Origin of the sequence: Gottfriedia acidiceleris (genome assembly GCF_004138285.1) — a bacterium.
Lineage (GTDB): Bacteria > Bacillota > Bacilli > Bacillales > Bacillaceae_G > Gottfriedia > Gottfriedia acidiceleris_A.
Genome location: NZ_SCFN01000021.1, coordinates 1 through 25,593, shown reverse-complemented (window position 1 = coordinate 25,593; position 25,593 = coordinate 1). Strand labels below are relative to the sequence as shown.

General features: G+C 32.6%; 22 protein-coding genes and 1 pseudogene. 22 read left to right on the top strand and 1 reads right to left on the bottom strand.

Translation table 11 applies throughout. The features are described from left to right. The first annotated feature begins 2 nt into the window (after positions 1-2). The 15 genes and pseudogenes from EP747_RS20210 to EP747_RS20140 all read left to right on the top strand — a co-directional run bounded on the left by EP747_RS20210 (position 3) and on the right by EP747_RS20140 (position 13,131). Positions 3-1,625 carry a long-chain-fatty-acid--CoA ligase gene (locus tag EP747_RS20210; RefSeq protein WP_129691867.1) on the top strand — a complete coding sequence of 541 codons (1,623 nt, stop codon included), beginning with the start codon at positions 3-5 and terminating at the stop codon, positions 1,623-1,625. Positions 1,626-2,282: 657 nt separating this feature from the next. Next, positions 2,283-2,852 (top strand): TetR/AcrR family transcriptional regulator, encoded by a 570-nt coding sequence (locus EP747_RS20205; protein ID WP_129691866.1) that lies wholly within the window; start codon positions 2,283-2,285, stop codon positions 2,850-2,852. Positions 2,853-2,930: 78 nt separating this feature from the next. Next, positions 2,931-3,332 (top strand): acyl-CoA thioesterase, encoded by a 402-nt coding sequence (locus tag EP747_RS20200; protein WP_129691865.1) that lies wholly within the window; start codon positions 2,931-2,933, stop codon positions 3,330-3,332. Positions 3,333-3,362: 30 nt separating this feature from the next. Then, positions 3,363-4,430, top strand: coding sequence for a phosphotransferase family protein (locus EP747_RS20195; protein WP_129691864.1), 1,068 nt, complete (start codon positions 3,363-3,365; stop codon positions 4,428-4,430). A 24-nt stretch (positions 4,431-4,454) separates the two neighbouring features. After that, complete coding sequence (locus tag EP747_RS20190; RefSeq protein WP_129691863.1) at positions 4,455-5,234, top strand: enoyl-CoA hydratase/isomerase family protein; 780 nt, start codon at positions 4,455-4,457, stop codon at positions 5,232-5,234. 21 nt (positions 5,235-5,255) lie between these two features. Beyond that, positions 5,256-6,236 (top strand): quinone oxidoreductase family protein, encoded by a 981-nt coding sequence (locus EP747_RS20185; protein WP_129691862.1) that lies wholly within the window; start codon positions 5,256-5,258, stop codon positions 6,234-6,236. 51 nt (positions 6,237-6,287) lie between these two features. Further along, positions 6,288-7,466, top strand: coding sequence for an acyl-CoA dehydrogenase family protein (locus EP747_RS20180; RefSeq protein ID WP_129691861.1), 1,179 nt, complete (start codon positions 6,288-6,290; stop codon positions 7,464-7,466). 18 nt (positions 7,467-7,484) lie between these two features. Then, complete coding sequence (fabG, locus tag EP747_RS20175; protein WP_129691860.1) at positions 7,485-8,243, top strand: 3-oxoacyl-ACP reductase FabG; 759 nt, start codon at positions 7,485-7,487, stop codon at positions 8,241-8,243. A 19-nt stretch (positions 8,244-8,262) separates the two neighbouring features. Then, positions 8,263-8,712 carry a MaoC family dehydratase N-terminal domain-containing protein gene (locus tag EP747_RS20170; RefSeq protein ID WP_129691859.1) on the top strand — a complete coding sequence of 150 codons (450 nt, stop codon included), beginning with the start codon at positions 8,263-8,265 and terminating at the stop codon, positions 8,710-8,712. Further along, on the top strand, positions 8,709-9,113 hold the full coding sequence (locus tag EP747_RS20165; protein ID WP_129691858.1) for a MaoC/PaaZ C-terminal domain-containing protein: 405 nt from the start codon (positions 8,709-8,711) through the stop codon (positions 9,111-9,113). Before EP747_RS20170 ends, EP747_RS20165 begins: the two co-directional genes overlap by 4 nt. Before the next feature lie 142 nt (positions 9,114-9,255). Continuing rightward, positions 9,256-10,113, top strand: a complete 858-nt coding sequence (locus EP747_RS20160; RefSeq protein WP_129691857.1) for a hypothetical protein — start codon at positions 9,256-9,258, stop codon at positions 10,111-10,113. Between the two features lie 43 nt (positions 10,114-10,156). Then, positions 10,157-10,264: pseudogene (locus EP747_RS24970) on the top strand (23S rRNA (pseudouridine(1915)-N(3))-methyltransferase RlmH); the annotation flags it as partial. A 308-nt stretch (positions 10,265-10,572) separates the two neighbouring features. Continuing rightward, positions 10,573-11,637 (top strand): undecaprenyldiphospho-muramoylpentapeptide beta-N-acetylglucosaminyltransferase, encoded by a 1,065-nt coding sequence (locus EP747_RS20150; RefSeq protein WP_129691856.1) that lies wholly within the window; start codon positions 10,573-10,575, stop codon positions 11,635-11,637. A 98-nt stretch (positions 11,638-11,735) separates the two neighbouring features. After that, a complete protein-coding gene (locus EP747_RS20145) occupies positions 11,736-12,560 on the top strand; it encodes a GNAT family N-acetyltransferase (protein ID WP_129691855.1) in 825 nt (274 codons plus the stop codon). Positions 12,561-12,681: 121 nt separating this feature from the next. Then, on the top strand, positions 12,682-13,131 hold the full coding sequence (locus EP747_RS20140; RefSeq protein WP_205753857.1) for a dCTP deaminase domain-containing protein: 450 nt from the start codon (positions 12,682-12,684) through the stop codon (positions 13,129-13,131). Between the two features lie 54 nt (positions 13,132-13,185). Here the strand turns inward: EP747_RS20140 and EP747_RS20135 are convergent, their stop codons facing one another. Further along, the gene (locus EP747_RS20135; protein ID WP_129691854.1) at positions 13,186-14,580 is read right to left on the bottom strand and encodes a peptide MFS transporter; all 1,395 of its coding nucleotides are present in this window, start codon (positions 14,578-14,580) and stop codon (positions 13,186-13,188) included. A gap of 687 nt (positions 14,581-15,267) precedes the next feature. Between EP747_RS20135 and rsgA the strand changes: the two genes are divergently transcribed. From rsgA to EP747_RS20100, 7 genes are all read left to right on the top strand, one after another. Beyond that, complete coding sequence (rsgA, locus tag EP747_RS20130) at positions 15,268-16,314, top strand: ribosome small subunit-dependent GTPase A (protein ID WP_129691853.1); 1,047 nt, start codon at positions 15,268-15,270, stop codon at positions 16,312-16,314. A 437-nt stretch (positions 16,315-16,751) separates the two neighbouring features. Next, positions 16,752-17,489 (top strand): cell wall-active antibiotics response protein LiaF, encoded by a 738-nt coding sequence (gene liaF, locus EP747_RS20125; RefSeq protein WP_129691852.1) that lies wholly within the window; start codon positions 16,752-16,754, stop codon positions 17,487-17,489. Continuing rightward, positions 17,486-18,502 (top strand): sensor histidine kinase, encoded by a 1,017-nt coding sequence (locus tag EP747_RS20120; RefSeq protein ID WP_129691851.1) that lies wholly within the window; start codon positions 17,486-17,488, stop codon positions 18,500-18,502. Before liaF ends, EP747_RS20120 begins: the two co-directional genes overlap by 4 nt. Before the next feature lie 11 nt (positions 18,503-18,513). Next, positions 18,514-19,152 (top strand): response regulator transcription factor, encoded by a 639-nt coding sequence (locus tag EP747_RS20115; protein ID WP_129691850.1) that lies wholly within the window; start codon positions 18,514-18,516, stop codon positions 19,150-19,152. Positions 19,153-19,278: 126 nt separating this feature from the next. Next, positions 19,279-22,476, top strand: a complete 3,198-nt coding sequence (locus EP747_RS20110) for a DEAD/DEAH box helicase (protein WP_129691849.1) — start codon at positions 19,279-19,281, stop codon at positions 22,474-22,476. 170 nt (positions 22,477-22,646) lie between these two features. Next, on the top strand, positions 22,647-24,011 hold the full coding sequence (gene gabT, locus EP747_RS20105; RefSeq protein ID WP_129691848.1) for a 4-aminobutyrate--2-oxoglutarate transaminase: 1,365 nt from the start codon (positions 22,647-22,649) through the stop codon (positions 24,009-24,011). 1 nt (position 24,012) lies between these two features. After that, positions 24,013-25,437: an aldehyde dehydrogenase family protein gene (locus EP747_RS20100; RefSeq protein WP_129691847.1), complete on the top strand. Its 1,425-nt coding sequence runs from the start codon at positions 24,013-24,015 to the stop codon at positions 25,435-25,437. The last annotated feature ends 156 nt before the right edge of the window (positions 25,438-25,593 follow it).

Here is a 25,593-nt window from a genome sequence, read left to right as displayed (position 1 = left end):
GTATGTCAACAAATAAAGTTTGGTTAGCTCACTATCCTGAATATATTGCAAAAGAACTATCTATTCCGACAAAATCAATTCCAGAAATGTTTAACGAAACTACTGAAAACTATCCTAATCATTCTTGTCTTTCATTTTATGGTAAAAAAAATACTTATAAAGAAGTACAGTCGGCAGTAAAGAAATTTGCTTCTGCTTTACAAAAAAATGGCATTCAAAAAGGTGACCGTGTAGCAATCATGCTTCCAAATTGTCCACAATATGTTATTTCATATTATGGAATTCTAACTGTAGGTGGAATTGTAACCCAAATAAATCCAATGTCTGTTGAAAGAGAACTAAAGGAATTATTAAATGACTCAGGCACAGAAACGATTGTTGTATTAAACAGTTTGTACCCTACTGTCAAACCGTTAATTAAAGAAACGAATTTAAAGAAAATTATAGTAGTTAATTTAACTAGTTCAGAAGAAAATTATGACGAAGCAATATCATTTGGAAGCTTTTTGAAAAGCGGAAATCAAGAACTGAAACCAGTTAAAATTGATTCTCATGAAGATGTTGCAATTCTTCAATATACAAGTGGAACAACTGGGCGTTCAAAAGGAGTAATGCTAACCCACCGAAATCTTTATGCAAATATAATGCAGCAAAGTGAATTTTTTAAAGGCGCATTCGATCCTGGTCGCGAGCGGGTCTTATCGATCATTCCGTTTTTCCATGTATATGGAATGACAGTATGTATTAATTTAAGTGTTTATATGGCAAATGAAATGATCATCCTTCCACGTTTTGAAATTGAAGAAGTTTTAAATACGATAAAAAATGAACAACCTACGCTTTTTCCAGGCGTTCCAACAATGTATGTTGCATTAATTAATCATCCTGAGTCTGAAAAATATGGGATAGATGCAATTAAGCTTTGCAATAGTGGAAGCGCACCGATGCCTGTAGAACTAATGAAGCAATTTGAGAAAAAGACAGGTGCAACTATTTTAGAAGGTTATGGATTATCCGAAGCGTCCCCAACGACTCATAGTAATCCTGCATTTGCAGCAAGAAAGCCTGGCACTGTGGGTATCCCATATCCATCTACTGATTCCAAAATCGTTGACATTGCTAGCGGATTACACGAAGTTCCAGTAGGTGAAATTGGAGAATTAATTATTAAAGGTCCTCAAGTGATGAAAGGCTATTGGAATTTGCCAGAAGAAACTGCAAATACAATTAGAGATGGATGGTTATATACAGGGGATATTGCGAGCGTCGATGAAGATGGATACGTCTCAATTTTAGATCGAAAAAAGGATATGATTATAGCAAGCGGCTTTAATGTGTATCCCCGTGAAGTCGAAGAAGTAATTTATGAGCATCCTTACGTAAAAGAGGCTGTCGTAATAGGTGTACCCGACTCTTACAGAGGTGAAACAGTTAAAGCAGTGATTGTCCTTAAAGAAGATAAACATCTTACCTTAGAAGAAATGAAGGAATACTGCAAAAATCATTTAGCGACATATAAAGTTCCAAGAATGATCGAATTCCGAAATGAACTACCTAAAACGAATGTTGGCAAAATATTAAGAAGAGCTATTAGAGAAGAAGAAAGCTCTATCTATCAAGGGTAATGGATAGATAGGGTATAGGTTATTTTTTTAATACTGCCCTAATTAAAACTAGGATATAATAGTAGAAATATCTTACACATAGTATATTGCTAGAATATATTCGATATTTAATTCTTTTTGATTGTCAGAGTATCGGAATTATAGAGTTTGAAAGTATATAAATTTTTTTAGGTTTCGTTGATAAAGTAGTAATTTTACTATATATATTATGTTTTTTATATATTAAAAACTTTTTTTCAGTAGGTTAAAAAGTTAATATATTTACATTATATTTAATGATTTCAACAATTTTTGAGGGTCAATTAATTCAAAATTAATCATTCTATGTGTTTTTTTAGTTTTTATTTTAATTTGAATAGTTGATTGGAACGAAAGAATGCTAGACTCCTGTGGGATATGCGGGAAACCTGAGACCCCACAGGAACGGACGTGACGAGGAGGCTCAGGTCACGCCCCGCGGAAAGCGAGCATTCTGTAGTGGAAATCAACCACGCATACTTATTTATCAAAATATAAACAGATACGTAACTATTTTCCACAAGGAATATCAATCAATTTAGTAAGATGTGATGTCCTTTTAATTAATTAGATTATTATAAAACCTTTCTTGAACTATGATATAATTCTATTGAATTTTTAAGATTGCGAGGACATCTAATGAAACAAAAAATAAAGGAACACTCTATACAGCTATTTGATAAAAAAGGATTTACGAGTACATCCATTCAAGATATCGTCGAATCGATCGGAGTTACAAAAGGAACTTTTTACTATTATTATACTAGCAAAGAACAGCTTCTTATGGAAATTCACCTTCAATTTATTGATGAAGTATTAAATGAGCAGGAAGAAGTTATTAATGATTCAAAGAAAAGCTTTTCAGATAAGCTTTTTGAAGTCATTTATTTAAGCTTAATGGACATTAAAAAGCAAGGTCCAAGTGCAAAAGTGTTTTATCGTGAAATGAGACATTTAAATCCTGAAAGTTTAACGGAAATTAAAGCAAAAAGGGATTTATACAGATTTAATATTGAGAAACTTCTTAATGAAGGAATTAAAAATGGTGATTTAAGATCAGATTTAGACGTACCAATCGTTTCATTCGGTATATTAGGTGTTATGAACTGGAGTTATGAATGGTATAACGCTGAAGGGGCAAAAAATGCATTTGAAATTGCGAAATCATTCCAAGAAATGATCTTAAAAGGGATTAAAGTAGAGGAGTAGTCTTTTGCCTCTTTCTCCTTTACATACCGACTAGTTAGTATTGTTAAATAAATAATTTTGATAAAGGTAGGTAGTTTTATGGAAAAATTCACCGTTACCCCTAGATTTTGTGAAACCGATGCATTAGGTCATATTAACAATACTAGTTACTTTATTTATTTAGAAGAAGCGCGAATTAAATTCTTCCAATCGCTTGGTTATTCAATGAATCTAGATGATTGGAAGTTTATTCTAGCATCTACAAAGTGTGATTTTGTTAATCAAGGTCACTTTAATCAAAAAATGTCAGTATCTACCTATATTTCAAAAATAGGAAACAAAAGCTTTCATCTCGAACATGAAATTTGTTGTGAAGAGACAAATCAAATGATTGCTACAGGTAACGCGGTCATCGTATTTTTTAATTTTAAAGAACAGCGTAGTGAAGTACTTCCTGAGTTATTTAGAGAACAGTTAGAAAGGCATTTAGTTGTAAAATAAACTGAATTTTCTTAATAAAGGAGGAGTAATATGGCTGAAAAAGTAGAATTAGAAACGATTCAAGTTCGCAAAGGTGAAGAGTTAAATGCTCATGTTTTACATAAATATTTAGAAAAAAACATTGATGATCTTCCAGATGGAGAATTAGTGATTCGTCAGTTCTCAGCGGGTCATTCAAACTTGACCTATTTACTAAAAATTGGGGAATGGGAAGTTGTGTTAAGACGGCCGCCACTTGGCCCTGTTGCTCCAAAAGCACACGATATGAAAAGAGAATATCGTATTCTATCAGAAATACATCCTCACTTTTCGGCTGCACCTAAACCGATTTTATATTCAGAAAATGAAGTAATTGTAGGTAGTCCATTTTTTATTATGGAAAGAAAAAATGGTGAAGTATTTGACTCATCATTTCCTCCACATTTAAACGTAACAATTGAAGATCGTAAAAGAATATCTACTGTAATGGTAAATAAGTTGGTTGAGTTACACTCCATTGATTATACAAAAACAAAACTCCTAGAAATAACGAAACCTGAGAATTTTATGGAAAGACAGGTTAACGGCTGGATTGGACGTTATAACAGGGCAAAGACTAGTGAAATTGCCGAAGTTGATCGACTAATGAGTTGGTTAACTAATAATGTACCAAAAAATCATCACTCATCAATCATTCATTATGATTTTAAATTGAATAATTCGATGTTTAGTCACGATTTAAAAGAAATGATTGGACTATTTGATTGGGAAATGACAACAATTGGTGATCCATTAGCTGATTTAGGTGTAGCTTTATGCTATTGGATTCAAAATGATGATCCAGATTTATTAAAATTTGGATTAGGTAAACCACCTGTTACGATTCAAGAAGGATTTATTACAAGAAATCAATTTATTGAGGCATATGCAAAGAAAAGTGGCAGAGATTTATCAAACATTAATTACTACATGGCTTTCGCCTATTTTAAATTAGCGGTAATTGTTCAACAAATCTTCTATCGATTTAAAGCTGGACAAACAAATGATCAGCGTTTTGCAAATTTTGACCAATTCGCAGAAAATCTGATTAGAATTGCCAATGATATAGCAATTAAATAGATTCATATAAAAGGAGTGTAATAAATGAGTAAACAACATTTATTAGTAGAAGTTAAAGAGCGGATTTTAATTTTAACGCTAAATAGGCCCGAAAGTCTAAATTCTTTTAGTTATGAAATGTTGAATAGTATGACTGAAGCGCTTAATCAAGCAAAACTGAATCCGGAAATTAAAGCAATTGTACTAACTGGTGCAGGTCGTTCATTTTCAGCAGGTGGAGATGTTAAAACGATGGGAAACGTCACTCCAAATGCAGTATATGAGCATATAGGAATCCTAAATACAGTTATTAAAACGATTCGTGAGATCGATAAGCCTGTAATTGCTTCAGTTCATGGTTTTGCAGCTGGTGCTGGTTTTAATTTGGCTTTAGCATGTGATTTAATCATCGCAGCTGACGATAGTAAATTTGCTTTAAGCTTTTCTCAAGTGGGATTAATCTCAGATGGAGGAGGTTCTTATTTCCTACCAAGGTTAATCGGTCCATATTTAGCAAAACAGTTTTTCTTTACTGCAGAGCCAGTTCCTGCTGAAAGAATGTATCAGCTAGGTATGATTAACACACTTGTACCACTTGAAAATTTAGCTGAAGAGACAGTAAAATTTGCAAATATTATAGCCGCAGGACCTGGAAAAGCAAATGGTATGATGAAAAAATTAATTAATCAATCTTTTACATCAACATTAGATGAAATGCTAGAACTTGAAAGAATTACTCAGCCATTAATGGTAGCAACTGAAGACCATCAAGAAGGTGTTGCTGCATTTAAAGAAAAAAGAAAAGCGATTTTTACTGGTAAATAAAAAGCTGAAAGGAAGTTTGCGATGCAATCAATTCAATTTAAACAATTTGGTGGCCCTGAGGTATTAGAAAAGGTCGAACTTGAAAGACCAGTACCAAAGGGGAAAGAAGTATTAATTGAAGTGCATGCAGCAGGTGTCAATTATGCTGATACAGCGCGAAGAGAAAATCAATATGTAGTCAAGACTATTTTGCCGTATGTACCTGGTGCTGAAGTTGCTGGAGTCGTAGTGGAAATTGGAGATGAGGTTACTTCAGTTAAAATTGGTGATCGAGTTGTTTCAATGTTGGAATGTGGTGGATACTCAGATTTTGCTTTGACAGATGAGCGCTCAGTTATTCCTTTACCGAACGAAATGGATTTTAAAATTGCCGCTGCATTACCCGTCCAAGGATTAAGTGCTTATCATATCTTAAAAACAATGGGCATGTTAGAACCAGGAGAAACCGTTTTAGTTCATGCGGCAGCTGGTGGTCTAGGTACTTTAGCAGTGCAATTAGCGAAGCTTTTTGGAGCCGGCAAAGTAATCGCAACAGCAAGTACAGACGAAAAATTACAGTTAGCAAAAGAGATGGGCGCAGATGTCTTAATCAATTATACAGAAGAAGGCTGGGATCAAAAAGTACTTGAAGCTACAAATGGAAAAGGTGTAGATGTTGCCTTAGAGATGGCTGGTGGCGATGTTTTTTATAAAACGCTAGATTGCTTAGCTTATTTCGGAAGATTAGTTATTTATGGTGTAGCAAGTGGCCAGCAAAGTAAGTTTTACCCATCCTCTTTAATGGCAAAAAATCAATCAGTAATTGGGTTTTTCTTACCACCTCTTTTGAGAAAAAAGGCCTTAATTAAACAAAGCTTAGAAGAGTTATTTACTTATTTAGCTGAAGGGAAATTAAAAATCACGATTGGAGAGGTATTTCCATTAAGTGAAGCAGCCAATGTCCATACGATATTGCAATCAAGAAAAACAGTTGGAAAAGTGATTTTAGAGCCGAGAAAATAATGAATTTTTGATATGAAAAACTTTGATCAGATCGAAACGGGGGAAATTTAAATGCATTTACGCCTGACTGACGAACAAAAAATGATTCAAAAAACAATTCGAAAATTTGTTGAAAAAGAATTAATCCCTTTAGAAAATGAAGTACTTAGAAATGAGCGTGAAGGTAGACCAAGCTTAGATCCCACAGTTGAAAAGGAACTTCAATTAAAAGCGAAAAAAGCTGGTTTCTGGGGAATCAATACACCTACTGAATATGGTGGTGCTGATTTAGGTCAAATGATGTTAGCAATTATTTATATGGAAATTTCAAAAACATTCGTTCCTTTTAAATTTGGTGGTTATGCGGATAATATTTTATTTTATTGTAACGAAGAACAAAAAAAGAAATACCTTATTCCTACAATAAATGGTGAAAAAAAATCATGCTTTGCGATGACGGAACCTAATGCGGGCTCTGATACTCAAAACATTAAAATGACCGCTGTAAAGGATGGGAATGATTGGGTATTAAATGGTGAGAAAACATTTATTACAGGTGGAAACGAAGCAGATTTTGTAATGGTCATTGCAATTACGGATAAAGAAAGACATCAAAAAACTGGTGGAAGAGATGGTGTAACTTGTTTTATAGTCGACCGGGACATGGGTTGGAAATCTGAATTTATCCATACAATGGGCGAATGGGGACCAGCTGGTTTAGTATTTGATAATGTCCGTGTGCCTGAAGAAAATATTTTAGGTGAATTAAATGGTGGATATAATTTAGGACTTGAATGGATCGGTTTTGCAAGATGGATTGTAGGGGCCACAGCAGTTGGAGCAGCTGAACGTTTATTACAAATGGCAATTGACTATTCAAAAGAAAGGGAAACGTTCGGAAAACCAATTGCTGAACGACAAGCTATACAATGGCAAATAGCGGATTCTGCTGTTGAAATAGAAGCTGCCAAATGGCTTGTATTAAATGCAGCATATACACTCGATCAAGGTGAAGACAATAGACATTTAGCATCAATGGCAAAACTATATGGTTCGAATATGGGAAATCGAGTTGTTGATCGGGTACTTCAAATTCATGGTGGAATCGGATATACAAAAGAACTTCCAATTGAAAGATGGTACCGTGAAGCAAGATTATGGAGAATATACGACGGTACTGATGAAATTCAACGCTTAATCATTTCACGTAATTTACTAAAAGGACATGTTAAATTAGGACAATACGTTTAAAGGATGGGAGAGATGAAAATGACAGGAAGATTTGAAGGTAGAGTTGCCTTTATAACAGGTGGGAGTCGAGGAATTGGAAAGGGCATCGTAGAATTATTTGCAAAAGAAGGAGCAAGTGTAGCCATTATAGATGTGAACGAAGAAGCACTAGCACAAACTACCTCAGAATTTAAGCAGTATGAAATATATACTAAAGTTGCAAACGTTACAAACTCAAATGAAGTTGAAACTGCTATGAAAGAGGTACATGATACATTTGGTTCAATAGATATTGTAGTCAATAACGCAGGTGTTATTCGTGATAATTTATTATTTAAAATGACAGACTCAGATTGGGATACAGTTATGGATGTTCACTTGAAAGGTTCATTTAATGTTGTACGAGCTGCACAAGCCTATATGGTTAATCAAAAATACGGAAGAATCATTAATATTTCTTCAACATCTGCACTTGGTAACCGTGGACAATCAAACTATGCAACGGCAAAGGCAGGTTTACAAGGTCTAACGAAAACACTTGCAATTGAACTAGGTAAATATGGAATCACATCTAATGCTGTGGCACCAGGATTTATCGAAACTGAAATGACGAAAGAAACAGCAAATCGAATCGGTATTACTTTTGAACAACTTGTTGAGGCAAGTTTAAGCCAAATACCAGCGGGAAGAACAGGTAAACCAGAGGATATTGCAAATGCAGTTGCATTCTTTGCTGATGAAAAATCTTCTTATGTAAATGGGCAAGTTTTATATGTTGCAGGTGGACCTAAAGCTTAAAAAAATTGAGGTGAATTTAATGTTTAAATCGTATATAGGTAAACGCTCGAAATCAGTAAAAAATACTGTAGAACGTGGTGCTGTAAAAAAATTTGCTGAAGCAATTGGCGATTTACATCCAATTTATGTTGATGAAGAATACGGAAAACAATCTAGATATGGACAAAATATTGCTCCGACAACATTTCCTAGAGTATTTGACTATGGGAAAATAGAGAATTTTAACCTACCTAATGTTGGTTTAATTCATGGTGAGCAAACATTTGAATATAAAAGGCCACTTTTAGTTGGTGAAACCATTAATTGTTTCACAGAAATTAAAGACTATTATGAAAAACGTGGTGGACATGGCTTTATGGGTTTCCTAGTACTGTCAGATAACGGAGAAGATCAAGCAGGTAATATTGTATTTACTGCTAAATCAGTTGTTATTATAACTGAAGAGGTTAGGAAGGTGCTAACGGTATGACGGTATTATTAGATTTACAAATTGGCGACTCGTTGAAACCAGTCGTACTTGAACCAGTATCTCGAATTGATTTAATAAAATACGCAGGAGCTTCAGGTGATTTTAATCCTATTCACACAATTGATGAGGAAGCACAGAAAGCTGGATTACCTGGAATTATTGCACATGGCATGTGGACAATGGGTAATTTAACGAAGCTTTTTTCAGACTATTTAGAACTCGGCTTTATTGAAAATTACTCCATAAGATTTAAAAATATGGTATTTCTAAATGATGTAGTCACATTAAATTCAACACTTGATAAAGTTGATGCAAACATATTACATTTTAAAGTAAACGCAAAGAATCAGAACGATGTATCAGTTATTACTGGTAAAATTTTATTTAAATTATATGAATGATACTTAATCTAATTGGGACTTCTAAAAGGAGTCCCTTTTGTATTTTACAATTTCAACATCGATTAATGTTAATTTTACATTAAATAGGATTTGGATACAGTCGATTTACACATAATATTAAAAAACGAAATAGGTGAGAAAAATGGATCTTTCATTTGATAAATTATTAGAGCAATTTGATTTGAAAAAAAATGAACACCAAAAAAATTTGCATAAGGTTAACAAAAGAATAGATGAAATAGAATCTCATATGGAAGAAATTAAAAAGCAATTACATAATTTTGACCATCAAATTGTTAATATAGAAAAAGAATTAAAAACTACTCTATCAATGATTAACACTGAAGTTGAATCAAGCTCACACCACAATTTAGATCAAAATAAAGGACATTACCAGCAAAACGAGCATCAAGAACATCATGATGAATATAAAGAACATAAAGAGCACGACGGACATCACAAGCATCACAAAGGTCATGAACATCATCCAGATCATCCTAACTGGGCTGAAAATCTAATAAATAATGTGGAGGAATTTTCAGCAAGTATATTTGAACCTAGCCATGAAGGTCAAAAAGAACATCATGAACAGCATCAACATCAACAACAAGAGCATTCAGAACATGAACAATTCGAGGAAAAGCAACATAACTCAAGAGTAGCTAATAGGAAAAAGTATAGTAATCAAAATATAGAAAATATAAACCAGTATTCTGCAAGTACTATGGACGAAAGTCAATCGAACAGTATAACTGGATTAACAAGTATTAATCAAAAAAATTATTCTGAATTATCATCTACTTTTACAAATCATAATGAAGAACATCACCAAATTAACAATCATGGTCATAATCAAGGTAACGTCTCTAGTCAAAAGAAGACATCTGAACAATTATTAGAAACGGATTTTTCTGATTTATCAATTGATGATTGGGAGGACACCACTACTAACTTATCGATGTCAGAATGGTTTGAAGTTGATCCTAATGATAAAAGATAGAATCTCGTCATTCTTAAAAGTCATTTCAGTAGTGGAAATTTAGGGGAAGGCACATTCGTCAGAATCACTAGCCATAAATATAGATCAACTTGCTACATATGGAAACAGCAAGGTAGCATTTGTAATTGGTAGGTCATTAGTTCTAAGTGATGGACATGGTGTAGTTGAGAAACTTATTTTGCAACAGAGTAAAAGCATTACTTCTAAAAAGTGAAGTAATGCTTTTTTACATTGTTAGAGGAAATACACTTTAATTTGGTGAATTTATCAAGATAATATACCTAATTATGAATTTTTTAGCTATGAACGTTCATAAAGATATAAAATTGAGATTAAATAGAAAGTTAATATAGTGGGGGCGATAATAATTTCAGTAGGATATATGATCGTAGTATTGGCTTTATGCAAAATTTGTGATTAAGTTGAATAGTATGAAAAAGAACATGGATAGGAGTTAATATGTCTAAGAAAACAATTGTATTTACCGGTGGTGGCTCTGCAGGGCATGTAACACCAAATATCGCCATTATAAATGAGTTAAATAATAATGATTGGGATATCCATTATGTTGGATCTAAAAAAGGAATTGAAAAGGAACTAATAAATAAAATTGGATTGCCTTATTACGGAATCTCAAGCGGAAAATTAAGACGATATATAGATTTTGAAAATATTATTGATATGTTTCGGGTAATAAAAGGCTGTCTTGACGCAAGAAAAGTATTAAAAAAAATTAAGCCGAATTTAGTTTTTTCAAAGGGTGGCTTTGTTTCTGTCCCTGTAATCATTACTGCTAGCACATTGAAAATTCCAATTTTTATACATGAAAGTGATATGACACCAGGACTTGCAAATAAAATTTCCCAGCGATTTGCTACAAAAATTTTTACGTCATTTGAAGAAGCAAAAAATTATTTTCCAAAAAATAAAACAACTGTGATAGGTTCACCTATTAGAAAGGAACTATTAAATGGCTCAAGACAAAAGGGCATAGAATACCTTGATTTTAAAAGTTATATACCAATCTTAACAATTATGGGTGGAAGTTTAGGTGCAAAGAAAATAAATGAAACTGTTAGAGAATCATTACAAGTTCTAACGAAAAAGTATCAGATTGTCCACTTATGTGGTAAAGGAAATGTTGATGAAGGTTTAAAAAATATTGAAGGATATAAGCAATTTGAATATGTTCATGACGAGCTAGCAGATGTATTGGCCGCTTCTCAAATGATTATTACAAGAGGTGGGTCAAATGCAATATTTGAATTTTTAGCGCTACATAAACCGATGTTAATCATCCCACTTACGAAAAATCAAAGTAGGGGAGACCAAATATTAAATGCAAATTCTTTTAAAGAAAAAGGCTTTGCATTAATGATGGAAGAAGAAGATTTAACGAACAAAACACTTCAAGATTCAATTGAAGAACTTCAAACTAAAAAAGACTTTTTCATTAACAATATGAAATCATCGAATCAAAGTAATGCACTTGATGTACTTCTTGAGGAAATAAATAGAAATTGACTCGATTAAAGCATTCTTCTAAATAAAGGAAGAAATGCTTTTTCGTTGAATAACTCTAAAGGGACTAAAAGAAATATTGTAAGAAGAAGGTGTAAAATTTGATTACAGAAAAACAATTAAACGAAATTAACATATTACAAGAAATTTGCGAAAAATTTGATGAAATAACTTTAAAGTTAAACTGGGAAATGTTAAGAAATAGAAGAAAAGATGTAAAAGAAGATTTCTTTTACTATGAAGAAAATCAATTAGTAGGATTTTTAGCGACTTACTATTTTGGAGAAAAAGTTGAAATCTGCGGCATGGTTCATCCGAATTTTCGCCGAAAAGGTATTTTTTCTAGTTTGTTAAATGAAGCACTAAATTCAATAGCTTCAGTCACTACCATTTTATTAAATGCTCCTGAAGCTTCAGCATCAGCGAAAGAATTTATTCGAAATCAAAAAAGTTGTTCCTATTCTTTTTCTGAATATCAAATGGCGTGGAAAAACCAAGAAGTAAAAGAATTTACACCAATCGTTAAATTCACGAAAGCAGAGCAATTAGATTTCTCATTTATTTCAAATTTAGATGTTGTATGTTTTGGATTTGAAAATAGTGATGCAGAGAAGTACAATCAACGCATCTTAAATGAACCAGATCGTGATTTATATATAATAGAAGTAAATGATGAAAAAATTGGTAAAATGAGTTTGCTTCGTGAAAAGAATGAGAGTTGGATTTATGGATTTGCAATACATCCAGAATACCAAGGCAGGGGATATGGAAAAAATGCATTACTCCAAACCATTCAAAAAGAAAATGAGATTGGAAACGAAATTCATTTAGAAGTTGCTCTAGAAAATAGTAACGCGAAGAAATTATATATAGATTGTGGATTTAGACAATATAACACTCAAGATTATTATAAAATTAGCCAATAAAGATAGTAAGAGGCCGTCTGTTTGTTAAGACAGCCTCTTTTTTACTTACTATAATAATCTTATCTTTATGAAAATATCTATGTTACACTAGAAATGGATTAAATGGTAAAGGGTGAAAGTTTTGGAAAAAATAAGAGGATTTGAAGTAGCTAAAGGATTTGAAAATTGTGGAGTGAATCTACCGAAAAGAGCAACTACTCATGCAGCTGGTTATGATATCGAATGTATTGAAGAGACAATTATTAATCCAAACGAGATTAAACTTGTTGGTACAGGATTAAAAGCGTATATGCAAAAAGACGAATTTTTAGCATTATTTGTACGCTCGTCTACTCCTTTAAAGAAAGGTTTAATGAAAGGAAATGGGGTAGGGGTTATTGATTCAGACTACTACAGTAATCCTTCAAACGATGGCCATATCATGATGCAATTAATTAATGTATCAAAGGAGCCTGTGATCATTCAAAAAGGTGAGCGAATTGGACAAGCTGTTTTCCAAAAGTTCTTATTAGCTGATGAAGATTTCGCAGGGGAAGAACGAGTAAGTGGATTTGGAAGTACAGGAAAATAAAAATGCAGAAATAGAAAAAGAACTCGACAATGTCGAGTTCTTTTAATTTTGTAATTAGTCTAACATTTTTGCAAGTTTTGGTGATAAAGCAAGTAAGATTAAGCCTGCAACGATTGCTGCTCCACCTACTACTAAGAATACTTGTAACATTCCAAGAGTTGTTGTAAATGCAGCTAATTGACCACCAACTAAGTTTGCAATGAAACTTGATGATAACCATACACCCATTAATAATGAAGCAAGTTTAGCTGGTGCATAACGAGATACTGCTGATAAACCAACTGGTGAAAGTACTAATTCAGCAATTGTATGGAAGAAATATGTCATAACCATAAATATCATGTTTGCTTTTACAGTAATATGATTTGGATCAGAACCTGTTTTCATAACTGCCATAATTGTGAATGCGAAACCAACACCTAATAGGATAAGACCCATTGCCATTTTCGCAGGAACACTAATGTTTTTACCATTTTTTGCCATTTTAATCCAGATCATAGAAAGAACTGGAGCGAAAAGCATAATGAATAATGGGTTAACAGATTGGAACCATGCAGATGGTACATTGAAGCTTCCAACTTTAAGATCTAAGAAACGCTCAGTATAAAGTGTTAATGATGAACCAGCTTGTTCAAATCCAGCCCAGAAAAATACTACGAATGCAGCTAAGATAAAGATAACAGTAGTACGTTGTTTTTCTTTTTTAGTAAGAGGAATATCCTTAACTGAAGCGCTGTTACCCTCTTTTACAACTTTAGCGTTAGGTTTAGTACCTAAATCACCTAGATATTTTGAAGCTAATAAGTTGAAAATAATTTGACCAATAATCATACCGATCGCAGCTGCTAAGAAACCATAACGGTAACCGAATAAATCATCACCAGCAGCATTTTTAGACATAAATAAAGTTTGTGCTAAATAACCAGTAACAAGTGGAGCAAAGAATGCACCTAAGTTGATACCCATGTAGAAGATTGTGAATGCACCATCACGACGTGGGTCATCTCCTTCATAAAGTTCACCAACAATTGTTGAAATGTTTGGCTTGAAGAATCCATTACCGATAATCATTAAAATTAAACCAAGGTATAAACCAGTTGAAGAATGAATACCGAATAATGCGATATTACCAGCTGCCATTATAATACCACCAAGTGTTATAGCAGCACGCTTTGCAAGGAAATTATCTGTAATCCAACCACCAATGATTGGAGTGAAATATACTAGTCCAGTAAATAATCCATAAAGTTGTAGTGCCCAAGCATCTTTAAATCCAAGTCCACCTTGAACTACTGACGTTGTTAAGTAAAGAACTAAAAGTGCACGCATTCCATAATAACTAAAGCGCTCCCAAGCCTCAGTTGCAAAAAGTAAGTAAAGGCCAGGTGGGTGTTTCGTTTTTTGATTTTGCTCGTTTGATGAAACGTTTTGTTTTGTTGCTACGCTCATTCAAAATTCCTCCCTCATAAGTGCTATTCTGTGTAATTTTCTGTGTGAATATTTATTGTCGTCAATTCATATACTATTCTGTCAATTTACTGTAAAAAATAATTTCCGAATTCAACAAATTTCGACAATTTGAGTTAAAAAAAATTTCTAACTTTTTTCAACAGAACAATGCTACTAAATTTTTATCTAGATCCGCCAAAAATAACTTGGGACCAATTTACTATTTTAGTATAACACACAATAGCGTATTTCTGTAAAGTTTTTTATATTGTCAGACAAATCTTGCAATACTGATTTTTCTTATTAAACTAGTATTTTTAGACTTTGTCGATTGACCTGTGTTAGTACAGCCTAAACAAAAAGACCTATATTTAAATAATAATAAGTTTTTGAAATATTTCAAGGGTTTTTATTATTTTTTACATTAATATTATAAAAGTTTAATTAAACAAAAGAATGGGAATTGTCAAAATATGTCGAAATGAAAATAGAATGTTTTGTCCTTTTTTAATATTCAATTAATTCGTATGGACGATTTTCTAAAATTTGGATATACTAAAAGTACTATATATGAAACGGAGTGATGAATATGGGAAAGTTAATTAATTTAGTTCAGAAGAAGGTAAATATTAGAGGACAAAAAATGGAGTAAATCTTCATTATTGTCCTTATATAATGGAGGACAAAATGAATTTAAAACAATTAGGTTGGAACGAAGCGTTCGGAGAAAAGGATCAAAATACTGTAGTTGCAAGAGTTATATCTGAACAAAGACAAATTTATAAATTGCATGATGGAGAAAATGAACTAACTGGTGAAGTTTCTGGGAAATTTCAATTCCAAGCAAAAGTAAAAAGTGATTATCCATCAGTTGGAGATTGGGTTGTAATTGAACCGTTAAAAGGTGAAAACAAAGCAATTATTCAAAAGGTATTGCCGAGAATAAGTCAATTCTCAAGGCAATCTGCAGGAGAAAAAACTGAAGAACAAATAGTAGCTGCTAATATAGATTACGTGTTTTTAGTAATGGCATTAAATAACGATTTTAATATAAGAAGATTAGAACGTTATTTACTTGTTGCATATGATAGTGGAGCAAGTCCAATTATTATTTTAACAAAGAAGGATTTATGCACTGACCTACCATCCAAAATTGCAGCAGTTGAAGAGATTGCATTTGGTGTACCGGTTTATTCTGTTAATAGTACAAATGGAGAAGGTATTGAAGAACTGAAACAGCTCATTTCAGAAGGGAAGACTGTTTCCTTACTTGGTTCTTCAGGTGTCGGTAAATCTACATTATTAAACGCGTTAATCGGTGAAGTAATACAAATAACTAGGGACGTACGTGAAGGTGACGATCGTGGTAAACACACAACAACACATCGCGAATTATTTTTCCTACCATCTGGCGGAATGGTCATTGATACACCAGGTATGCGAGAATTACAGCTTTGGGGTGGAGAAGAGCATATTAGCTCGACATTTACAGATGTCGAAGAATTAGCTAAATCATGTAAATTCTCAGACTGTACACATGAAAACGAACCAGGATGTGCAGTCAATCGAGCAATCGAAAAAGGTGAACTTGATCAACAAAGACTCACAAGCTATCGTAAATTAATGAGAGAACTAGCGTATGCAGAACGGAAACAAGACGCATCATTAGCTAGACAAGAAAGAGATAAGTGGAAAAAAATTAGTAAAATGATGAATACTAAGTCTTATAAATAAAAGAGAAGAGTATTTATACTCTTCTTTTTCTTTGACTTCTATTTCTATTTAAAAGTTATTTAGATAGAATATTTTATTTCAGATAAAATTAGTTAGATATTAATTTTATGAGGATAAATCATTACTTTCGACACAACATTTTTCTGACATAGAGTAATACCTCAGGAACGAAGAGGCTCAGGTCTCGTCCTACGGAAAGCGAGTTTCCTGTAACGGAAAGCAACTTTACACATACTTAAATAAAAAATGTATACATTGCACTTATTTTTAAGATTTTATATATGTTAAAAAAATCTCAGTCTTAAGACTGAGATAAGACAATACTTAAGTTTGTATCAAAACGAACAAAAAATAGATAAACTACATAGTAGAATAGTTAATAACAAAAGCTTTCAATTGCTATTAACAAGCTAGTTTAGTGAATAGAGGAGAGCTATATGAAGCGATTTAGACGATTGTCTAGCAATGAATTAACCGGATTATTATTCATAATTGCAGGCATAGGATTATTATTTGATCTTTTTTTAAATCCTTTTGCAATAATCGCAGCTGGAGTAGGTATTTATTTATTTCAGTATGGGGCAAAAAAACGTAAAGTTTACCCTTCTACATCTGCGAATATCGCGTTTTTTGGAGGAATCATTTTATTCATCAGTAACGTATTTCAATTGAAATCGATCTTAGGGGTACTATCCTTTATTGTGATTTATGTTGGATATTTAATATTTGTTAATTCAAAATTTAATGCAAAAGTTATTGTTCCAAACATAGTTGAAACAACGAATACAGGTGTCTTTGAAACAAATTCTCTCATTTCAAATCGATTTTTCACAAATATCCATCTAAAGAATGATTCATTTGAATTAGAAGATGTAGATTATTATTTTGGAATTGGAGATGTCATAATCGATCTTTCAGAGTCATTTATTCCTGAAGGAGAGACAGTGTTGGTATTAAATGGAATCATCGGCAATATTACTTTGTATGTGCCGTATGATTTAGAAGTCTCGATTCAGCATTCTACTTTATTTGGCAAAATTAATATCCTTAAAAATAAATTGAACGGGTTTAACAAGAATTGTAAGTTCACTTCTAATGATTATAAAGAAGCTTCAAGAAAGTTAAAAATTGTCACTTCTTTAGCAATCGGAAATATTGAGGTGACAAACAAATGAAAATCGACAAAGGTATCTTTTTATCAATATGTCTTGCTGCATTTACATCAAGTATTCTAATCTGTGGAATTGTTTATTATTTCATAGATCATACTTTCCTTGATAAATTGTTTCTGTATAAAATTGGAAATTTTTCTTTACTATTAATATTATTTGTAGCAATCATAATCATATCAATTGTTTATAGTACAGCTGTTTTGAGCACGATTCGTCATAATGAGAAAGCTTTATTGGAAGGTATCGTAAAGGCAGAAAATGGAATTTATCATAAAGAATCAGAACATTCAATTCGGTCAATTGATAACGAAATCGAATTACAACTTCAAAAAATATCTAAGCAAATTGAAGATTCAAGGAAGACTGTTCAAAAATTAGTAGATGAAAAGAAATTAATTGAATCTCAGACAATTGAAGATGTCGTAACGAAAGAGCGACATAGACTAGCAAGGGAATTACATGACTCAGTTAGCCAACAGTTATTTGCGATTTCGATGATGATTTCTGCGATCAATGAACTTGGCGAAACTACGTTTAAAGAACAATTACAATATATTGAAAAAATGGCGATAAATGCTCAATCAGAAATGCGTGCACTTTTATTACATTTAAGACCAGTTCAGTTAGAAGGTAAAAGCTTAAAAGAAGGCGTAGAAAAGCTTCTAACTGAATTAACAAATCGCCAAGCTCTTCAATTAAAATGGAAAATCGATGATATTTCACTCTCAAAAGGTGTAGAGGATCATTTATTTAGGATTATTCAAGAGGCATTATCGAATACTTTAAGGCATGCAAATGCAAAAACTTTTGAAATACGAATTAGAAAAATTGAAGATTTTGTATTAGTTCGAATGATTGATGATGGAATTGGTTTTGATGTCGAGAACCGAAAAACTGGTTCGTATGGATTGCAATCAATAAGTGAGCGTTCTTCTGAAATTGGTGGGACGGCAAAAATAGTAAGTATACCAAAAAGAGGAACCCAGATTGAAGTAAAAGTTCCAGTAATTGAATAGAGGTGGGAAATTTGATCAAAGTCGTGTTAGTTGATGATCATGAGATGGTAAGAATGGGTGTTTCTACATATTTAAGTACTCAATCTGATATTGAAGTGGTTGGTCAAGCAAGTAATGGAAAAGAGGGAGTAGAACTTGTATTAGAAAAGCGTCCTGATATTGTATTAATGGACTTAATTATGGAACTTATGGATGGAATTGAAGCGACGAAACAAATTATTTCTAAATGGCCAGAAGCAAAAATCATAATTGTTACAAGCTTTATTGATGATGAAAATGTTTATCCTGCAATTGATGCTGGTGCAATTAGTTATATGTTAAAAACATCTAGAGCTAGTGATATCGCCAATGCAATACGTACGACACATAAAGGTGGCTCAGTTTTAGAACCAGTTGTTACTGGGAAGATGATGAATAGAATGAGAAAATCTACTCAACGCGAATTACATGATGATTTAACGGCTAGAGAACAAGAAGTGCTTCATTTAATGACTGAAGGTAAGTCAAATCAAGAAATCGCCGATACTTTGTTTGTTTCTTTAAAAACGGTAAAAACGCATGTAAGTAATATCTTAACGAAACTAGAAGTCGTCGATCGAACTCAAGCAGTAATTTATGCTTTTAGACATGGGATTGTGGAACAAAAATAAATTTATTTTCAAAAGGAAGTCAAAAATGGCTTCTTTTTTTCTATTTTGAAGCAATTTTTTAGATAAATAAATAATTAATGGTAAGATAGTTATATTCGTTTTATTTATTTTGGGAGGAGCAGTTAATTGAATATAAAATTAAATCATAAAATCATAAAAGAACGCTGCGGTACAGTCTCCTTCAAAAGGGGTGACTCTTTTTATCGCGCAAATAAAGTGAAAATTGAAAAATATACTTCCAATGCTTGTACAGCTACAGTTATAGGAAATGAAGATTTTACCGTTAATGTCATAAAAGAAGAAAATGATAATTTTTATTGTAAGTGCACTTGTCCTAAACTAGCTTCAATTCAAACGGATTGTCAACATATAGCTGCCGTTTTAATTTCGATTTTTGAACGTCAGAAAAAAGAGGGAAACCCTACAGAAATAGACGTTTTAAAAGAAAACTTCGATTTACATAGGTCGAATGGTATTTTAGAACTTTTTCATGATAAAACGTTTCGTAAAAGCGGACAATTAAAACATTTTGACAATAGGCAAATAATTAATTTCGAGTTTATTTGCGAAGTCGTTGAAATGAGTGAAGGATATAAAATCCTTGGAATTGCTATAGAATTTGGAAAAAAGAAAGTAGAAAATCTACGAAAGTTTTTAAAGGATGTTAAAGAGGGAAAACCAAGTAGAATTTCGGCTGATATTATTTTTGACCCTAATTTACATTGTGTACAAAGTGAAGTTAATCGTATTTGGGAACTTTTAATTAAGTTGTTAGATGATGAAAAAATGTTTAATGATCCTTTAACTAAGAAAAATGAATACATTTTCATTTCTCCGACAATTTGGAGCCAATTCATTAATTTATTAACGGTTACAGAAAACGTCAAAATAATTGAAAATGGAATACCGTTTAATGGAATTTCATTTACCGAAGATAAATTACCATTGGAATTTGAAATTGAGGATTTAAATGGTCAATACTTTTTAACTACAAAAGGAATTGGGCAATTAACGATAATGGAAGCCTATTCAACAGTCTTATATAGTGGAAGAATATATAACCTTAAAGTAGAGGAATTTAATCGACTTGTTGAATTAAAACTAATAGTTAAAAACACAGCAAATGAAAAAATAAATATTCCAACAGACCAAATCCATCTTTACGTTGAGAAAGTAATTCCAGGTCTTATAAAGCTAGGTAAGGTGCAAATACCTACATCATTATCAAACCAATATTCAGATACCCCGTTAAGAGCAAAGCTGTATTTAGATCGTATTAAAAATAAATTACTTGCAGGGCTTGAATTCCATTATGATCGCATAGTGATTAATCCGTTAGATAAAAGAGAAATTCAACTTAGTAAAACGTTAATTAGAGATGAAGAAAAAGAATTAGAAATATTACAATTAATGGAAGATAGTTCTTTTTCAAAAACAGAAGGTGGCTATTTCTTACAAAATGAAGAACTTGAATACGAGTTTTTAAGAAATAGATTACCGAAACTTGAAAAACTAACTGAAATTTATGCAACGACCGCAGTTCGAAATAGAATTTTTAAAGAAAATAAGAAACCTCAAATACGCGTCAATTTAAAAAGAGAACGAACGAATTGGTTGGAATTTAAATTTGAATTAGACATTCCTGAGAAACAAATCAAAGAAGTATTATTAGCACTAAAAGAGAAACGGAAATATTATCGGTTACATGATGGTACTTTGTACTCGCTTGAAACGAGAGAATTACAAGAGATAAGGCGATTTTTAAATGCAGTACCTGAGCAGGAATTTGATTATGAAAGTGTATTAAATTTACCGATAAAAAACGGATTATATTTGTTAGATTCTGCGGAAGAAACTAGTTTGTTTAAAATTGAAAATCGTTTGAGTCATTTTTATGAGAGTTTAATAAACCCAAACGAAATAGTAGAAGAAGTACCTAAAACATTGAAAAATCTGTTAAGAGACTACCAAATTTTTGGATATAAATGGATGAAGAATTTAGCTAAATTCGGATTTGGAGGAATTTTAGCGGATGATATGGGATTAGGTAAAACAATTCAAAGCCTTACTTATATACAATCTGTTTTAAACGAAATCCGTTCATTTAATGCACCAATCCTAATTGTTTGTCCTACTGCATTAACGTATAACTGGTTAAGCGAGGTATTCAAATTTGTACCGGAAATTCAAGCGCTTGTCATTGATGGAAATAAGAATGAGAGGTTGAAAATACAAAAAGAACTAGTCAATATCGATGTATTAATCACCTCATATTCGTTGTTAAGAAATGATATAAAGTGGTACGAAAAGCAAAAGTTTCATACAGTATTTTTTGATGAAGCACAGAATTTTAAAAATCCTTTTACTCAAACAGCTAAAGTTGTAAAAAAGCTAAATGCAGATCAACGGTTTGCATTAACGGGTACTCCAATTGAAAATTCACTCGAAGAACTTTGGGCAATTTATCATGTTGTTTTTCCTGAATTATTTGGAGGCTTAAAGGAATTTAGCAATTTGACTAGGAAAACTATCTCTAAAAGAGTTCGTCCTTTCTTATTAAGAAGATTAAAAGAGGATGTACTTAAGGAACTTCCAGAGAAAATCGAATCGAAGGAATCTGTCGAATTGTTACCAGAACAAAAAAAGCTATATGCAGCATATTTAGCAAAACTACGTCACGATACACTAAAGCATTTAGCAGTAGATAAATTTTCATTAGGCAAAAATCATATAAAAATTTTAGCCGGTTTAACGCGTTTAAGACAAATTTGTTGCCACCCAGCTTTGTTTATAGATGGTTACGAAGGTAGTTCAGCTAAGTTTGAACAACTATTTCAAATAATTGAGGCATCAAAAATAGCCGGTAGGAGAGTATTGATATTCTCTCAATTTACGAAAATGTTAGATTTAATCGGTAGAGAACTATCAATAATGGGAGAGCAATTTTTTTATCTCGATGGACAAACTCCGTCAGAAGAACGTTTAACTATATGCAATCGATTTAATGCTGGTGAACATAACTTCTTCTTAATTTCATTAAAAGCAGGAGGAGTGGGACTCAATTTAACTGGAGCTGATACAGTTATTCTTTATGATAATTGGTGGAATCCTGCGGTTGAAAACCAGGCAACAGATCGAGCATACCGTTTCGGTCAAATGAATGATGTTCAAGTGATCAAGCTAGTCGCTAAAGGAACGATTGAAGATAAAATGAATGAACTACAAGAGAAGAAAAAACAATTAATAGGAGAAATTATTGAAACGAATGGAAAAACTTCATTTAATTTAACAGAAGAAGACATTCGTGAATTATTAATGTTTTAAAATAAATTGCCGCTCGCCTGAGTGGCTTTTCCCTTTCCCTCGAAAAAGCCCTTGGCTTAGTTTTATTTCATTCTTAAATGTTTGAAAGCGAGTATATTAGTAATGAAGCTAATAATTTAATAAATTTATAGACTGAAAATGAAATTATTTTTATGAGAGGGAGAGTTAGCATGAGCAATAATCGAAAATTTGTTAATGTCTCAGTAGGAGTTCCAGGGCCAAAGGGGAGAGAACTCATTGAATTACGTAATGAGTTTGTTCCAAATGGTGTGGGAAATAATACACCTGTTTTTGTAGAAAAAGCTAACGGTACGATCGTTGAGGATGTTGATGGAAATAAATTTTTAGATTTTGCTGGAGCGATTGGTACTTTAAATGTAGGACATACGCCAAAGAATGTTGTACAAGCGATTAAAAATCAATCAGAGCGATTAATCCACTCTTGCTTTCATGTAGGAATGTATAAGTCATATATTGATTTAGCTAAAAAATTAACTGAAATAACGCCTGGGGATTTTTCTAAAAAAACAATTCTATTAAATAGCGGTGCTGAAGCAGTTGAAAATGCTGTTAAAATTGCGAGGAAGTACACTGGTCGTTCAGGAATTATTTCGTTTACTCGAGGATTTCATGGGAGGACTTTATTAGGAATGTCTTTAACAAGTAAAGTAAAACCATATAAATATAAAATGGGACCATTTGCTCCAGCTACATATAAAGCTAAATTCCCTTATTTATCAAATAGACCAAAAGAGTTATCTGAAGAAGAATATATTAATTTTTGTATTTCTCAATTTAAGGATTTTCTTTTAACAGATGTGTCACCAGAAGAAGTGGCCGCGGTTATTATGGAGCCCGTACAGGGAGAAGGGGGATTTATTGTTCCTCCAAAGAAATTTGTAAAAGAAGTTTATAATATTTGTAAGTCACATGGAATTTTGTTTATAGCAGATGAAATTCAAACAGGATTTGGGCGAACGGGTGAATTATTTGCATCAACGATTTTTGAAATTGAACCAGATTTAATCACAATGTCAAAATCAATCGCAGCGGGCGTACCAATTAGTGCAGTGACAGGTCGTACTGAAATAATGGATGCGGCATCACCCGGTGAACTAGGTGGAACTTATGGAGGAAGTCCTATAGGTTGTGTAGCAGCGCTCGAGGTCATTGAAAAAATTGAAAGTGAAAAATTATGGATTCGAGCTAGATCGATTGGAGAAAAAATTAAATCATTTTTTGATCAATTGAAGAATGATTTTCCAATTATTTATGATATTAGAGGACTAGGAGCTATGGTAGGTATCGAATTTGTAGATCCTACTTCTGGTCAACCAGCAAAAGAGTTTGTTGCAGCATTAACAAAAAAATGTTGTGAAAATGGAGTTATTATTCTTAGCGCAGGTGTTCATAGTAATGTTCTTCGATTCTTAACGCCTTTAATTATTTCTGATGACGAATTAGATGAAGGACTGGATATTATAAAACAATCAATACATCAAGTTGCTAGTCAGCTTGTAACTGAGGTGAAATAGAATGAAAAAACAATTTTATATAGATGGAAGTTGGGTTGAAGGGGTTAAACATGAAAATCTTGTTGCCCCTCATTCTGGTGAAGTTTTAGCCGAAATACCGATCGCAACGATACAGAATTTGGAAGAAGCGATTAGAGCGGCTAATAACGCGAAAACTCAAATGGAAAAGCTCAGTTCATATGAGAGAAGTGTCATTTTAGAGCAATTAGTTGAACAGTTTAAAGAAAATCGTTCAAAACTTGCTGAGATTTTAGCATTAGAGGCATCCAAACCACTAAAGGCTGCTTTAGGTGAAATTGATCGAACGATTGCAACTTATAAAATAGCCGCTGAAGAAGCAAAAAGAATATACGGGGAAACAATCCCTCTTGATGCAGTAGCAGGTGGTGAAGGTCGAGTCACTTATACAGTCAGAGAGCCAGTTGGGGTAATTGGAGCTATTACACCGTTTAATTTCCCGTTTAATTTAGTAGCACATAAAGTTGGTCCAGCAATTGCTGCAGGAAATACAATTGTTTTAAAACCTGCTAGTCAAACTCCTCTCTCTGCGATTGCATTAGCTGAAATGATTGATAAAACCGATTTACCTAAAGGTGCGTTTAACCTAATTACTGGAAAGGGCTCCGAAATCGGCGATGCTTTAGTAAAACATCCGGAAGTGAAGGCAATTACATTTACCGGCAGTCCTGAAGTAGGCATCTCATTAAAAAACAAAGCAGGTTTAAAAAAAGTAACGTTAGAACTAGGTTCAAACTCAGCGTTAATCATCGATGAAGAAGTAAAGCTAACTGATGAGTTAATCAATCGTTGTGTATGGGGAGCCTTTATTTATAACGGCCAAGTATGTATTTCATTACAAAGAATTTTTGTACACCATTCACTTTATAATGAATTCCTATTGAAGATGAAAAATGCTACCGAATTATTAAATATAGGTTCGCCATTAGACCTTCAAACAGATATTAGTGCATTAATTTCTAAAAAAGATGTTGCTAGAATAGATGAATGGGTTAAACTATCAATTAAAGATGGAGCCAATCTAGTAACTGGTGGCGATATAATAGATGAACGTCTTTATAAACCAACTATTTTAACAAATGTAAAGAACAGCAGTGATGTATCCTGTAAGGAAATTTTTGGTCCAGTTGTAGTCATCAATTCATATAAACACTTTGATGAAGCAATAAATGAAGTAAACAATAGTCGATTTGGATTACAAGCTGGTGTATATACAAACAACTTACAAAGAGCATTAAATGCTACTAAAAAATTACATGTAGGTGGCGTGCTAATAAACGATGTTCCGACATTTAGAGTTGATTTAATGCCTTACGGTGGCGTAAAAGAAAGCGGTTATGGAAGAGAAGGCATAAAGTATGCAATACAAGAGATGACTGAAATGAAATTAGTCTCTATTAAACTTTAATCTTATTTTTGAGAGGACTTATCATGTTTAAAGATGATAAGTCTTTTTTTATGGATAAGAAGGTGAGAATTTTTTTTGAAAAAGTGTACCTTGTTCGACTAAATGGCAGTTTAGTTGTATAAGAATATAGAAGAATTCACTAAGGGCGTATGGAAT

What these genes read in the sequence shown, in the direction of transcription:
- EP747_RS20200 (WP_129691865.1), top strand. Translation starts at nt 2,931, where the DNA reads ATGGAAAAATTCACCGTTACCCCTAGATTTTGTGAAACCGATGCATTA.
- EP747_RS20120 (WP_129691851.1), top strand. Translation starts at nt 17,486, where the DNA reads ATGAAAATCGACAAAGGTATCTTTTTATCAATATGTCTTGCTGCATTT.
- gabT (WP_129691848.1), top strand. Translation starts at nt 22,647, where the DNA reads ATGAGCAATAATCGAAAATTTGTTAATGTCTCAGTAGGAGTTCCAGGG.
- EP747_RS20170 (WP_129691859.1), top strand. Translation starts at nt 8,263, where the DNA reads ATGTTTAAATCGTATATAGGTAAACGCTCGAAATCAGTAAAAAATACT.
- EP747_RS20100 (WP_129691847.1), top strand. Translation starts at nt 24,013, where the DNA reads ATGAAAAAACAATTTTATATAGATGGAAGTTGGGTTGAAGGGGTTAAA.
- EP747_RS20185 (WP_129691862.1), top strand. Translation starts at nt 5,256, where the DNA reads ATGCAATCAATTCAATTTAAACAATTTGGTGGCCCTGAGGTATTAGAA.
- EP747_RS20205 (WP_129691866.1), top strand. Translation starts at nt 2,283, where the DNA reads ATGAAACAAAAAATAAAGGAACACTCTATACAGCTATTTGATAAAAAA.
- EP747_RS20150 (WP_129691856.1), top strand. Translation starts at nt 10,573, where the DNA reads ATGTCTAAGAAAACAATTGTATTTACCGGTGGTGGCTCTGCAGGGCAT.
- EP747_RS20210 (WP_129691867.1), top strand. Translation starts at nt 3, where the DNA reads ATGTCAACAAATAAAGTTTGGTTAGCTCACTATCCTGAATATATTGCA.
- EP747_RS20165 (WP_129691858.1), top strand. Translation starts at nt 8,709, where the DNA reads ATGACGGTATTATTAGATTTACAAATTGGCGACTCGTTGAAACCAGTC.
- rsgA (WP_129691853.1), top strand. Translation starts at nt 15,268, where the DNA reads ATGAATTTAAAACAATTAGGTTGGAACGAAGCGTTCGGAGAAAAGGAT.
- EP747_RS20135 (WP_129691854.1), bottom strand. Translation starts at nt 14,580, where the DNA reads ATGAGCGTAGCAACAAAACAAAACGTTTCATCAAACGAGCAAAATCAA.
- EP747_RS20190 (WP_129691863.1), top strand. Translation starts at nt 4,455, where the DNA reads ATGAGTAAACAACATTTATTAGTAGAAGTTAAAGAGCGGATTTTAATT.
- EP747_RS20195 (WP_129691864.1), top strand. Translation starts at nt 3,363, where the DNA reads ATGGCTGAAAAAGTAGAATTAGAAACGATTCAAGTTCGCAAAGGTGAA.
- fabG (WP_129691860.1), top strand. Translation starts at nt 7,485, where the DNA reads ATGACAGGAAGATTTGAAGGTAGAGTTGCCTTTATAACAGGTGGGAGT.
- EP747_RS20180 (WP_129691861.1), top strand. Translation starts at nt 6,288, where the DNA reads ATGCATTTACGCCTGACTGACGAACAAAAAATGATTCAAAAAACAATT.
- EP747_RS20160 (WP_129691857.1), top strand. Translation starts at nt 9,256, where the DNA reads ATGGATCTTTCATTTGATAAATTATTAGAGCAATTTGATTTGAAAAAA.
- liaF (WP_129691852.1), top strand. Translation starts at nt 16,752, where the DNA reads ATGAAGCGATTTAGACGATTGTCTAGCAATGAATTAACCGGATTATTA.